A 13215-nucleotide genomic window follows, 5' to 3' on the forward strand; every position below is an offset into this window, starting at 1 on the left:
AATCGCGGCGGAGAGGGCCGGAACAAGTAGTCGCGGTGGGTGCGGCCCCTGTACCACTCAAAGGATCCCTAGGGACTTTTGGCCCATACGGGCCGGCGTTATGTAAGTACTACCGAATGGATTATTCGAGTAGTGGCTACTGGTGTGGGATCCACAGGGTCTTTTTAGGGTTTAGGGCACTGGGTTAAGCAAACGCCCGACCAAAGTTGGTGGGCAGCTTCGCCGCGCGTGAAAGCGGCTGCAAGATGCGATTGCTCCTTCTTTGGCAGCGCCACCCATGATCCATGATTCCTGATTCTTACCGCAGCCGGCGGCCATCCGGCTGTGGCGCAGGAGTCTGTATCCGCCCTGTAACCTGCCTGCGTCCCGAACGGTTTTTGTATGCCCACTTCAGTCCATACTGTCCTGTCCATTTTAGGTCCAATTGTTTTCATCGCGGTGTCCCTCATCGGCATCCGCATGGCTTTTTACTGGTGGAGCTTTCTCTTTCACTGGAAGCGTTACCGAGTTCTGAACGCGATCTCTACAAGTGATTTGCAGCGCCTGGATGTGCCATTTATCAAGGTCCAAATAACCACCCGCGGGTCGGCTGGCAGCACGGAAGTCATCGAACGCGGAATCAATAATGTTTTGGCCCTGGCGAGTGAAGATCCCCGATTTTACTCCCGGGTCTTGTCCGTAGAGGTGGTGACGGAGTCCGCAGCCCAGGGGCATATTCTCCAGGAGCGCTTTCTGGGATCGGACATCCCCGTGGATGCGCTGATTGTGCCTGAGGGCTACCGGCCGCCCAACGCCACCATGCTGAAGGCACGCGGCCTTCACTACGCGGTGGAGCAGCGGCGCAACGGGTGGAACCAAAAGCTTCGCCGGACCTTCATCGTGCATTACGACGAGGAAAGCGTCATGGCCCCGGCTGAAATGCGCAAGCTCATTCACTGCCTTTCCCTGACAACCAAGAAAATCCTCGAAGGTCCGATTTATTACCCATTGGAGTACATGGATGCTTCGTCGCTTTGCCGGGCGATGGAAGCGAACAGGCCGATCGGCTGCTACGAATGCCGCCACGTCATGGAATCCGGGGCCCCGCTGCACCTGCACGGTTCCAACCTGGTGATTGAGGAATCACTCGAAAACGACATCGGTTGGGATATCGGGTGCCTGGACGGGCAGCCCTTCATCGCAGAGGACTACGTCTTTGGAATGAAGGCCTTCGTCAAGTACGGGAAAGAAGTGTTCGGCTGGCACGGGTGCGTCATGCTGGAACAGCCGCCATTTTCGGTCCGGAGCGCATTCAAGCAGCGCTACCGCTGGATCTTCGGCGTCCTGCAGGGTCTAAGCGCCATGAATACCAACCTGATTTATCTGTCCCTTCCACGCCGGACCAGGCTCAGCCTTGAATGGGGGACCCGGTTCAGGATTGGCACCTTCGCACTTGGATCGGTTGCCGGAGTTCTCTCCGCACTGGTGTTTCCGGTGTTCCTCAGCCAGGCGCTGGACTACTTGGTGGCAGGGCGTGAGGCTCCGCTGATGGGCCTCGGCAGTGCGTGGCTGGCCTTCCTCGGGGCCATGTGGCTGGGGGCAACCTTCATCGGGGCATGGCACAACCTTGCGGATTCCGGGCTGGACCGGTGGAACCGCGCGGCGGAAATTGCCCTCGCCGTCCTCGTCGCCCCCGTGGCAGGCATCATCGAGAGCTCCGCTGCACTGTGGGCGGTCAAAGATTGGGCCCTCGGCAAACGCGAGGTGGCGTGGGTTCCAACGCCCAAAACCAAACAAGCAGATCTGGCAACCATTGAGAGCGGTGAATAAGAGTGACAAACAGCATTACCGCGGTGACAGAGGACGCTCTGGCACCGGCACAGACAGGCCGCCCAACATGGCGGCTCGGCGGAACGCATACATCCCTTGGTGCAGTACGCGCCGGCATCTACCCCTCAGCGGTGCGGTCCATGGTGCGCTGCCTGGCCCTGAGCTTAGCCGCCCTGATCCTGGTGGCGGCATACGTACTGGTTCCCCTGGCCGTCGCCGTCGAAACCGTAGTGTCCGCTGCGGCCCTGGCGTGGGGAGTTTCCGGCGCCATCCTGCTCGAGATCTTCCTCCTTACCGCATTCATTGTGCTCAAGACCGAAGGCCAGGAGGGTGGCAGTGCAGCGCGCCGGGTTGTTCCGTAGCATCAGGTTCTTGATGGCGGCCACGGCGGTGGCAGCCGGAGCGTCACTCGCTGCGTTCCACAATCCACCCCCACGTTTTCCGCTTCCGGCCTCCGGGGATACCCTCTTCGGCGTGCAGTTGGACCACGAATTTGATGACATCTCCGGCTACGCGGGCCGCATCGGTTTCACGCCCGCCATCTACGGGCGCTACGTGGACTTCCCCTTATCCCAGGCCGACCAGGGCGTCATAGCTGCCGACGTCAAGGAACTCTCGACGCAGAAGTCATCCCTCATGCTCACCCTGGAACCGCGGGAGGACCTCCAGGCGGTCGATGATGGGTCATTGCAGGTGCTGACCGAGAACCTCATCGCATGGAATAAGGCTGGCGTCCCCGTAATGGTGCGGTTCGCGCATGAGATGAACGGCGCCTGGTATCCCTGGGGCCAGCAACCGGCCTTGTACGTGCAGAAATTCCGTCAGGTGGCCGCGGCGGTCCATAAGGCCCCACAAGCGGCAATGCTGTGGTCGCCGAACGAAGGGTCAGGGTATCCCTTCGCCGGCGGGGAACACGAAGTACAGAAGGGCAGTGCTGATGCGGCGGCCATGGACACCAACCATGACGGCCAACTCACGGAGGAGGACGATCCCTACGCGCCCTACTGGCCGGGAGATGACGCCGTGGACTGGGTGGGGCTTTCCGTCTACCACTTCGGCCAGGCATATCCGTGGGGCGAGAACGTGGTGCCGGAACCCGGAAAGCTGGCGGACAAGATCACCGGCGACTTCAAAAACGACCTGGTGGACGATAAAGCTGTCCCAAACTTCTACCAGGAATACGCGGAGGGCCACCAAAAACCCTTCGCCATCTCGGAAACAGGGGCGTTCTACAACCCCTCCCGAAGCGACGGTGCATCCGAACTGGCGATCAAGGAAGCCTGGTGGAACCAGCTTTTCGATCCGGGGCTTCAGCAGAGGTTCCCACGACTCAAAATGGCACTCTGGTTCGAATTTTCCAAAGAGGAGAACCAACCGGGCACCCCAGTGATCGACTGGCGGACCACAGTGAGTCCTGGCATCAAGGACAGCTTCACCAAGGCGATCCCGCGCAGCTTCATGACCGCGCCCCTGCACTGACGCCGACGTGAACCATGCCCCAACCTGCAAACCGTTTTTCAAAAAGGGCCTTGTGCCTGTCCACGAACAGGCGTAACTGTTGGATAGTGCTCCCGGCATGCGGAAGGCGAGAGGCCACAGCCGCCGCAAGTCCCCCGGAAAGCTACAAATCCAGCGCGTGAAAACGTCCGGCGGCATGGCCGCCGCCGGCGAACCGGTCACGGACCGGCAGGTAAAGGGCGGGCCGATTGCTCCCCGGGCCAAGGAATACCTTAGCCCGGAGAGCAATCGGCCCCATCCTGTTAACGACTGGTGCCGTTTGTCCCTGGTGCATGAATAATACGGAGTGCTGGACCGTGGAGCCCAGCGCAGGCGCGCGCCCCTATGACAGCTAAGGAACGGGACATGAAGAGGTCACACCGGAGCATGCGGCACGAGCCCGAAACGAGCATTGAGCTAAACCCCTTGTTCAGCCGGCCGGGGGAGTCCACCATCTTTCCGCGCTTCACCATCCCGGACGGCGAATCCCTGCCCGCCACCGCCTACCAGGTAGTCCACGACGAGGTGATGCTGGACGGCAATTCCCGCCTGAACCTGGCAACCTTCGTGGGGACCTGGATGGAAAAGGAGGCCTCCCAGCTGTACGCGGAAACGTTCGACAAGAACATGATCGACAAGGACGAATACCCTCAGACAGCGTTGATCGAGACCCGGTGCTGGCGGATGCTGGCGGATCTGTGGAACGCGCGGGATCCATCGGAGGCCATCGGCACGTCAACCGTGGGCTCCTCTGAAGCGTGCATGCTCGCCGGCCTGGCGCTGAAGCGCCGGTGGCAACACCGCCGTCGTTCTGAGGGAAAACCCACGGACGCGCCGAACATCGTCCTGAGCTCCGCCGTGCAGGTTTGCTGGGAGAAGTTCTGCAATTACTGGGAGGTGGAAGCCCGTTACGTGCCCGTCTCCACCGACCATCCCACCCTGGACGGGCACAACCTCGGCCACTACGTGGATGAGAACACCATCGGCGTGGTGGCCATCATGGGGGTCACCTACACCGGCGCCTACGAGCCCGTGGAGCTGATCTCCGCCGCGCTGGACGGGATCCAGGACGAAACAGGACTGGACATCCCCATCCACGTGGACGGCGCCTCCGGGGCGATGGTGGCGCCGTTCCTGCAGCCGGAACTGGCGTGGGACTTCCGGCTCCCCAGGGTGGCATCTATCAACACCTCCGGCCACAAGTACGGGCTGGTGTATCCGGGGCTTGGCTGGATCGTATGGCGGGACGCGGACGCCCTGCCGGAAGACCTGGTGTTCCACGTCAGTTACCTGGGCGGTGACATGCCCACTTTCGCCCTGAACTTCTCCAGGCCCGGGGCCCAGGTGCTGCTGCAGTACTACCTGTTCCTTAGGCTGGGCTTTGCCGGCTACAAATCGGTGCAGACAAGCTCACGCGACGTGGCCCGGTACCTCTCGCACGAGATCGGTGCCATGGACGCGTTCACCCTCTGGAGCGACGGGTCAGACATTCCGGTCTTTGCGTGGCAGCTTACCGACGGCCACACCCGGAACTGGAACCTGCACCACCTCTCGGAGCGGCTGCGCATGAGCGGCTGGCTGGTCCCGGCTTACCCTCTGCCCGAAGGGCTCAGCGACATCACGGTGCAACGGATCGTGGTCCGCAATGGCTTCACCCGGGACCTGGCCTCCAGCTTCCTGGCCGATCTTCAGAAGGAAGTGGCTTACCTGGATGCCCTGACAGCGCCCATGCCCGACGGAAAACAGAAACAGGCGTTCCACCACTAGCCGGTCCTGCAGAGGGAGTGTCCCGTGTGTCGATTGTTTGGACTCCACGCCGGGTCCCGCCCGGTCCGTGCCACCTTCTGGCTCCTGGACGCCCCGGACAGCCTGTCCGAGCAAAGCAGGCGGGAACCCGACGGCGCGGGGATCGGCACGTTTGATGACGACGGCGGCGCCCGGGTCACCAAGCGTCCACTCGCCGCGTGGGAAGACCACGCCTTCGCCCGGGAGGCGCGGCAGCTGACCAGCACCACTTTCCTGGCCCACGTCCGGTATGCGAGCACGGGCGCGCACACCATGGTGAACACCCACCCTTTCGATCAGGACGGGCGGCTTTTCGCCCACAACGGCGCCTTCCACGGGCTGGACCGGATCGACCAGCGGCTGGAGGAGCTGGGCGTGGCCGGACTGGTGCGCGGCCAAACCGACAGTGAACGCCTCTTCGCCCTCATCACGGCGGAGAGCCGGCGGGCGGACGGGGACGTTGGCGAGGCCATCACCCGTGCGGTGGGCTGGGTGGCCGCCGAACTGCCCGTCCTGGCACTGAACATCATCGTGACAACAGCAACAGACCTCTGGGCGCTCCGCTACCCGGCCACCCACCCGCTGTACATCCTGGAAAGGGATCCCTCAGACGAGCCTGCCCCGGCCGCGCCCCTTGACGCGAGGAGCCACCGGATCCGGTCTCGAAGCACCGAACTGTCCGTTTCCCGTTCCGTCCTCTTTGCCACCGAACCCATGAACCACAACCCCGGATGGCGGCCCATGGCGCCGGGGGAGCTGGTGCACGTTGGTCCGGACCTGGAGGTGGCCTGCACCTTTCCCTTCCCGGACCAACCCAAACACCTGCTCACGCTCGCTGACCTGGAACCATCCGCGGCGGCGTCGCAAATGTCCTGACGGCACGCGTCCGGCTGGTGCTTACGTGGCTGGCGTTGCAGCCTTCTTCTGCAGCGCCTCGGCCATCTTCTGCACCTTGGCACCGTAGCCGCCGTTCAGCGCGGTGTCCTTGATCTTGTTCGCCTGGGCATCCAGGTCGGCCGGGGCGGCGTTCTTCAGGGCCGTCAGGTCCGACTGCAGGTTTGCGGGCAGCTTGGCGAATACCTTCGGGTGGCTGATGAGCTGGTCCGCCACCTGCTGGAGACCTGCCCCCGGGTTACCCGAGTTGAAAGCGGTGCGCAGTTCCTGGCGCAGGCCGGCCATGCTGGTGGCGGCCTTCTCCACGGCATCCCCGCGCTTCTGGATCTCCGCGCCGTAACCGCCGGACAGTGCCGTGGTCTTGATCTTGTATGCGTCCTTCACCCTGTCAGCCGGAGCCGCATCCTTGAGGGTGGTCACGTCCGCCTGGAGGGCAGCGGGTAGCTTGGCGAATACCTGCGGGTGGTTGACCAGGGCTGCAGCTGCCTTCGCCGCGCGGTCCCCGGCAGCCTGCGGGCTGTTCGCCGTCAGGCTGAGGAAAGCCTGCAGGCCGCCGAAGCCCTTCGCCGTGTGGGCCTTCGCGGTGGCGGTGGGGGAGGGCGAGGTTGCCGAGGCCGGTGTCGCGTTCGATGATGCGGATGCTGCGCCCACGCCCGCAACGGCCATGGCACCGGCCGCCAGCACAGCTGCCGCGCCGACGCCGATGCGGGTTTTCATTGACGGAATTGATGGCTTCACCACGGTGTGTCCTTCCAAAGATCCCGTGCCTCCACACCTGACCGCATGGACGGGCACGCGTTCACTGTAGAAGCTCAGGCTGGGGAAAAGCTGGATGCCAATCAGGTCCGGCTGCCCGCCAGGTCCTTGAGCCAGTTCCTGCTCAAGAGGGCGGCTCCGATGCCAAGCGCCGTTCCCAGGACAACATCCGTAGGCCAATGGGCTCCGATATGCACCCGTGAATAGGCCACGCCGGCGGCCAGTGGTACCACGACGGCGCCCAGGGCCGGGCTGGCAAGGGCCACCCCGGTGGCAAATGCTCCTGCCGCGGCCGAATGGCCGGAGGGCAAGGACGAACCATCGTATTCGGGGGCCCAGGAAAGAAAGGCGGGCAACTGTTGCGGGCGCGTCCTGAAAGGAAGGAGGACCTTGAGGCTTCCGTTGACCGCTGCCGCAGTCCCAAGCGCTACGAGCCCCTGCAAGGCGGCGTTCCGCGGAGTCCCGCGGAACATGGCCATACCGCCTGCAAGGCCCAGCCAGAGCAGGCTCTTATTGGCGCTGACGGAAAGCCCGTGCAGTCCGGAATCAAGTGTCCTGGGTGAGTGGCGGTTAACGCCCTTGACAATGCTTCTGTCCAGGAACTCGAGACCGGCACGCTGTCCGCTGCGCTGCATCCGGGAATCCTACGCAACGATGCTGGGTGCGACGGCTGAAAAGGTGGGGAATATTCCGGTAACCCTTCGGCCGTGCCGGTCACCCGCATAGACTGCACGGGGCGCGTCGAAGGGAGAGCCAATGGAAGAATCACGACCGGAAAACACTGCGCTTGGCAGGACATTCCGTGTCTCCCTCATCCTCAAAGGGCTGGACGGAGTCCTGGAACTGATCGGGGGCCTCCTTCTCCTGCTGGTCACCCCAGAGCAGATCGGAGCCCTGGCGAGGTTCCTCACCCAGCACGAACTCGCCCAGGATCCGCGCGACGTCGTGGCCAACAGCGTGCTGCACCTGACCGCCAAACTCTCGGGGTCGGCGTCGTTGTTCGGCGCTGTCTACCTGCTTCTGCACGGCGTGGTGAAGATTGTCCTGGTCTGGGCTGTCCTGAAGGAAAAGCTCTGGGCCTACCCGTGGATGATTGCGTTCCTGCTCGTCTTCATCGTGTACCAGGCGTACAGGATTTCAGTGGCCTTCTCATGGGGCATGGTCCTACTCACCGCGTTTGACATCTTTATCGTGTGGATTACGTGGCACGAGTACCGGCTCAGGCGCGCGCAGAGCCGGGTGCCCGTGGGCTGATCCGGTTCCCTGCGGCCCCGGTTCCCGGGCCGAATGGCTGATGCCCAGCAGCAGCGCCACGATGACCCAGTTGGCCAGCAGGGAGGAGCCGCCGGCGGAGAGGAAGGGAGTGGTCAGCCCCGTGAGCGGGATCAGGCGTGTCACCCCGGCAATAATGATGAAGCACTGCAGCGCCATGGCGAAGGACAGTCCGCAGGCCAGCAGCTTTCCGAACGCATCCTTTGTTCCCAGCGCTGCCCGGAACCCGCGGGTGAACAGCAACAGGTAGAGCAGCACGATGGCGAAGAGCCCGATCACGCCCAGCCCTTCACCCAGTGATGCCACGATCATGTCGCTGTTGGCAAACGGCACCAGGTCCGGCCGGCCCAGGCCCAGTCCTTCACCTACCAGACCCCCCGAGGCCATGCCGAACAGGCCTTGGACTACCTGGGAGCTTCCGCCGGGGAAGCGCCCGTACACGGCAGGATCGAACGCGTTCTGCCAGGCGTCGATGCGCAGCGCGACGTGCGGGAAGATCTTCGCAGCCCCGTACATGCCGGCGGCCATCAGGACGAGGCCCAGCCCGAGCCAGGTGACGCGGCTGGTGGCGACATAGATCATGACCATGAACAGCCCGAAGAACAGGATGGACATGCCCAGATCGTGCTGAAAGACCAGCAGACCCACGGCAGCGGCCCAGGCGGTCACCATCGGCCCCAGATCCTTCATCCGGGGGAACTGCAGGGGCCCGATCTTCCGGCCGGCGAGCAGAATCAAGTCCCGGTGGGTGGACAGGTAGCCTGCGAAGAACACCGCCAGCGTGATCTTGGCGATCTCGCCGGGCTGGAACGTCATGGGGCCAAGCCGGATCCACACGCTGGCACCGTTGATATCGCCGGCGGAAATGCCGGGCACCAGCGGCAGGACCAGCAGGAGGACGCTGACGGCCAGCGCGATGAAGGTGTACCGGCCCAGCTTCCGGTGATCCCGCAGGAACCACACCACGATGGCCGCGACCAGCATCGAAAGCGCTGTCCACCTGAGCTGGTTCGTGCCGGCGTCGCTTCCGGCTGCCTGGTCAAGGCTTTGGATGGCGGCGATGCCCACCCCGTTCAAAGCCACCACGATGGGGAGGATCAGCGGGTCAGCGTATTTGGCGCGCAGCCGCAGAATTATGTGGATTCCGGCCGCGAGGACTGCCTGGATGGCAACCTGGACCCAGAAGTCCTGCCCCAGCGGCTGATTCCTGTCCAGGGAAACGGTTGCACTGGCCCCCGCACCGATCATCAGGGCAAGTACCAGGAGCAGTGCCTCTACGTCCCGGCTACGGGTTGCGTTCCCAGCCTGGCCACCGCTCATTGCATGCTCTCTTCAGATAGATCCCGGGGTGGTTCTGGCCTTGAACGGCGCACGGGAACCGATTGTCCACTTCACGCCCGCAGTCTGGGAAAAAGCGTGGAATAACCGAAAAAAGACCTGTGAATTGCACCCGCGGTGCCTCAGGACATCGTGGCCACGGCAAAAAGACCGGCGACGCCAACGAGGTAAAGGACCAGGACCACCAGAGAGTCCGTGCCCATGCCGAGGCGTTTCTTTTTTGGCCGGAAAAGGAGGCCCAGGAGGTAGGCCAGGGTCAGCAGGATCGCCAGGGCGGTGAGGTAGATATCGGTGGCCTGTGCCTGGGGCAGGACCGGCTTGCCGGTGATGAGTACCGCCACCAGGAACAGGACGGGAAGGAAGGCGTTGCCGCCGAATATGTCGCTGAAGGCCAGTTTGTAGTCGCCCTGTTTTACGGAGGCCAGGCCGGTGGAAATTTCGGGCAGGGACGTGGCCAGGGCCAGGAAGGTCGCCCCGAAGAGGACCCCGGACAAGCCGATGTGCCCGGCGATCGCGTCCCCGCTGCGCTCCAGTACGACGCCGGCGGCCAGGGTTGCCAGGGCCGCGAGGCTGAAGATCAGGACGGACTTGCCCGTGCTGATGTGCCGGTTCTGTTGACCGGACTTCTTTTTGGAATGGCCCTGGGGCTTGTCCTGGCCTCCAGGCGCGTCCCCTTGCTGGTGCCATGGAAGGCCCTTCTGCGAACGTTGGACGAGGATCAGCCCGAGCACCCAGATGACGGCGATCAGCACTGCGGCGGGAGTCAGGCGCCAGGCTACGAGCGAGCCGGGCATCTGGCTGCCGGCGATCACCACGCCCAGGACTGCGATGACGATGACGGCTTCGATGACCAGGGTCAGGGACGCGGCCTTGTAGCTGAGGGGATCTTTCCCCCTGGTGCCGAACGCATCAAGGATGACCAGCACGACGGTCTGGATGGCGATACCACCCAGGATGTTGCCCACGGCCACCCCGATGTTGTTGGATGCCGCCGCGCTGACCGTAATGGCGATCTCCGGCAGATTGGTGGCGAGGGCAAGCAGGATGAGGCCGCCCAGCGCCGAACCCAGGTGCAGTCTGTCATCAAGAACGTCAGTCTGTTTGGAGAGTTGGATTCCGGCCACCCAGATCACCGCCGCGGCAGCCGCGAAAATAAGGATCAGAACTGCCACGGGCAGAGTCTCCATGCCTTCCCCTCCTGGGTATTTGTCCTCTTCCAAGAAAACCCCTACCCAGTAACGGGGGTGGAACCCTGAATCCAAGCTGGGAATCGAGGTCTGGCAGTTGCTGTGGTGGTGGATGGCCGCTTTGAGGGTAAGGGTTATAGGGATACCGCCCCTGCTGAAAGGACCACCATGGACATTGTCGAAGTGATTTTGAGCGACCACCACGAGCAGCGGCGCCGGTTCGCCTTGCTTGATGAGATGCACGGCAGCGAACCGTCCAGCCTGGAAGCCGTATGGAAGCAGCTTCGCATCCTGCTGGAAGTCCATGCCAAGGCAGAAGAAGAGCTCTTCTATCCCGAGCTGATGGAACTGGGGAAGGGCGCAGGCGGAAAGGATTCCGCCGCGGACGAAACCACTGACGCGATCCACGACCACAACGAGATCCGGGACGCTGTCAGCGAGGTGGACCGGCACGCGGCAGGCACGCCCGATTGGTGGGCCGGGATAGCGAAGCTCAACGAAGCCAACGGCGACCACATGGCGGAGGAGGAACGCGAAGGCCTGACCGACTTTCGGCAGCACGCGTCCCTTGAGCTGCGGCATCGCCTTGGCCTGTCATTCAGCATTTTTGAATCCAGGCATGCCGCGGGGATTGAACCCGAGGATGTCAACCCGGAAGAGTACGTCCGCGAGCACGAATAGGGCCAGGACCGGCCTGTACGGCACCGCCGGCGTCAGTAGGTGCTGGCGTTGGCCAGTATGTCTGGAGGCAGGGGTGCCTGGTTGAAATCGAAGGCCTGGCTGAGGTCGCCCAGAAGCGGGCTGTTTTCCCTGACGTCGGGACGCGGATCGGGCCTGCCGTCGGTGGCGGGGTCGATGCGTTGCCCGTGGAGGAAGTCGTCCTCGATGAACTTGATGTAGGCGTCCTGGCTCAGGGTTTGGTGATCAATGTAGCCCTTCCTGGCGTAGGGGCTGATGATCAGGGACGGGACCCGGAAGCCGTACCCGTTGCTGTCCGCAGTGGGGGGCCTTACGTGGTCGTAGAACCCGCCCCAGTCGTCCCAGTTCAGGAGGACCGCGGTGCTGTTCCAGTCGGGGCCGCTCATGATTGCGTTGATGAGTCCGGCCACGTATTGCTGCCCCGTGCTGATTTTCGCGGGCGCATGCTCACTGACTTTGTCGGTGGGAGCGATCCAGGTCACGGCGGGAAGGGCGCCCCGCCTGGCGGCGTCGTAGAAGTTGGTAAGGGGTTGGATGTTGCCCAGCTCCCCGTCTTGTTTGACGGTATCGAAGTCGAGTAGTGGGTTCCACAGGCCCGGCGTCTTCGCGTCCTGCTTGACGGGTGCGCAGGTGGCTGCATCGTTGCGGCAGTCCGGCTCCGTGCCCTTGAAGACGTAATAAGCCCAGGAGACATGCTGTTGATGGAGCAGGTAGGTGAGGTCTGTCCAGCCATAGTCGGGCTGGCGGAGGTGTTTGGCTGCCTCGGCGAGTTGTTGTTTCAGCGCCGTGGGGACTTTCGCGGCATCAACGGCGGCCTGACAGGCGGGGTAGGTGTCAGTAGGTTTGCAGCTGGCGTTGATGATGTTGTCGACGTCGGCAGCCAGGTCCGCACTGATGCCTGCGGCGTTGAGTGCCTGCTGGCAGGGAGCGAGATCTGCCGCTGTTTGGCATTTGCCAATAAGGGTGCCGGCGATGACTTCCGGATCCGGTCCCGAGTCCGGGTTTTGCAGTTCGTTGGTGCACGATGCAGGGTTACCCGGGGTGGCGCACTTGGCTGACCATTCCGAGACCAAGTAGAGGTGGGCGGGCAGGCTCCAGGCCGAGGCAGACGCAAACATATGGTCCTGGAGGGTGAAATTGCGGGCGTAGTCCCAGTAGTTGGGCAGGTCCCGTCCGTCGTGGTAGCCCATGACGTCCGTTTTGGTGGCGACGAAGGAGCAATGGGGTTGTTTGGCGGCGCAACCGGCCGCCCCTTTTTCAGCCTGCGTCACGAAGCCGTCCATCGCTCCGTTGTCCAGGTCGGCAACTTCGTCATTGTGGGTGTGGGGTGCACCGACGTTGCTGTCGGCAGGGTTGTAAAACGGCTTGACGCATCCGCCGTGGGCGGGGTCGGGAAGGCATACTGAGGGCTGCCCGTTCTTCATGGGGATGCCGTCCGCCCCGGGGTAAGTGCCGAAGTAGGTGTCGAAGGACCGGTTTTCCTGCGTGATGATAACAACGTGCCGAATTTTGGAAATCCCTGACCCTGCGCTGACAGGGCCCCCTCCTGAAATACTGCCGGCAAAGGCGAAGAGCATGCCGATGGCCAAAGCGACCCAGCCCGCCGGGCCGCCCGCGAACTTCCGCTGCAACAACCAGGCTGTGTAACCGCGCCGGCCGTGCCTGCGGCCGGCGCTAGGCATGGCCCTCGGCACTCGCTGGCTGGATCCCGCTTCGGTAGGCTTGGCGCCTGCTGAACATGACGTTCTCCTTCCGGGCGGCCAACTGCGCATACTCTTGCAGGTGCCGCTGGGGAGCGCCATGGGAATTGGCTTGGAAAATGCCATTAATGCTTCCGGCTCGCTGCATCACTCTGGCAGGCAGGCCTACTGGCCGCGTTTCTGCCGCCGGGTCTTCAGAAGTTCAACGCCAACCGGGACGAATGGAACCACGACGATCATTACGAAAATCAGGTCGATGTTGGCCCCGATCCAGGCAG

12 protein-coding genes are annotated in these 13215 nt (G+C 63.2%); 7 read left to right on the forward strand and 5 right to left on the reverse strand.

Annotated elements, in window-relative coordinates:
* The first annotated feature begins 381 nt into the window (after positions 1-381).
* From VXJ37_RS01320 to VXJ37_RS01340, 5 genes are all read left to right on the forward strand, one after another.
* Complete coding sequence (locus VXJ37_RS01320) at positions 382-1809, forward strand: glycosyltransferase family 2 protein (protein ID WP_331321273.1); 1428 nt, start codon at positions 382-384, stop codon at positions 1807-1809.
* 23 nt (positions 1810-1832) lie between these two features.
* Positions 1833-2171, forward strand: a complete 339-nt coding sequence (locus VXJ37_RS01325; RefSeq protein ID WP_331321274.1) for a hypothetical protein — start codon at positions 1833-1835, stop codon at positions 2169-2171.
* Between the two features lie 112 nt (positions 2172-2283).
* Entirely contained in the window at positions 2284-3288 is a 1005-nt protein-coding gene (locus VXJ37_RS01330; protein WP_331321275.1) for a glycoside hydrolase family 26 protein, read from the forward strand.
* 384 nt (positions 3289-3672) lie between these two features.
* The gene (locus tag VXJ37_RS01335) at positions 3673-5073 is read left to right on the forward strand and encodes a glutamate decarboxylase (RefSeq protein WP_331321276.1); all 1401 of its coding nucleotides are present in this window, start codon (positions 3673-3675) and stop codon (positions 5071-5073) included.
* Positions 5074-5097: 24 nt separating this feature from the next.
* Positions 5098-5967 carry a class II glutamine amidotransferase gene (locus VXJ37_RS01340; RefSeq protein WP_331321277.1) on the forward strand — a complete coding sequence of 290 codons (870 nt, stop codon included), beginning with the start codon at positions 5098-5100 and terminating at the stop codon, positions 5965-5967.
* Positions 5968-5988: 21 nt separating this feature from the next.
* Here the strand turns inward: VXJ37_RS01340 and VXJ37_RS01345 are convergent, their stop codons facing one another.
* Complete coding sequence (locus VXJ37_RS01345; protein ID WP_331321278.1) at positions 5989-6702, reverse strand: hypothetical protein; 714 nt, start codon at positions 6700-6702, stop codon at positions 5989-5991.
* A 122-nt stretch (positions 6703-6824) separates the two neighbouring features.
* Positions 6825-7376, reverse strand: a complete 552-nt coding sequence (locus tag VXJ37_RS01350; RefSeq protein ID WP_331321279.1) for a phosphatase PAP2 family protein — start codon at positions 7374-7376, stop codon at positions 6825-6827.
* A gap of 121 nt (positions 7377-7497) precedes the next feature.
* Here VXJ37_RS01350 and VXJ37_RS01355 point away from each other — a divergent pair, with 121 nt between their 5' ends.
* Positions 7498-7995: a DUF2127 domain-containing protein gene (locus VXJ37_RS01355; protein WP_331321280.1), complete on the forward strand. Its 498-nt coding sequence runs from the start codon at positions 7498-7500 to the stop codon at positions 7993-7995.
* Here the strand turns inward: VXJ37_RS01355 and VXJ37_RS01360 are convergent.
* A complete protein-coding gene (locus tag VXJ37_RS01360) occupies positions 7906-9333 on the reverse strand; it encodes an FtsW/RodA/SpoVE family cell cycle protein (RefSeq protein WP_331321281.1) in 1428 nt (475 codons plus the stop codon). The genes VXJ37_RS01355 and VXJ37_RS01360 overlap by 90 nt on opposite strands.
* 140 nt (positions 9334-9473) lie before the next feature.
* On the reverse strand, positions 9474-10538 hold the full coding sequence (locus VXJ37_RS01365; protein WP_331321282.1) for a sodium:calcium antiporter: 1065 nt from the start codon (positions 10536-10538) through the stop codon (positions 9474-9476).
* Positions 10539-10706: 168 nt separating this feature from the next.
* On the opposite strand from VXJ37_RS01365, the gene VXJ37_RS01370 reads away from it, so the two are divergent.
* Positions 10707-11219: a hemerythrin domain-containing protein gene (locus tag VXJ37_RS01370; protein ID WP_331321283.1), complete on the forward strand. Its 513-nt coding sequence runs from the start codon at positions 10707-10709 to the stop codon at positions 11217-11219.
* Positions 11220-11251: 32 nt separating this feature from the next.
* Here VXJ37_RS01370 and VXJ37_RS01375 read toward each other — a convergent pair whose 3' ends face one another.
* On the reverse strand, positions 11252-12871 hold the full coding sequence (locus VXJ37_RS01375) for an alkaline phosphatase family protein (RefSeq protein WP_331321284.1): 1620 nt from the start codon (positions 12869-12871) through the stop codon (positions 11252-11254).
* Positions 12872-13215: the final 344 nt, after the last annotated feature.

This window comes from Pseudarthrobacter phenanthrenivorans, from assembly GCF_036455295.1.
In the GTDB taxonomy this organism is placed as follows: Bacteria; Actinomycetota; Actinomycetes; order Actinomycetales; family Micrococcaceae; genus Arthrobacter; species Arthrobacter phenanthrenivorans_C.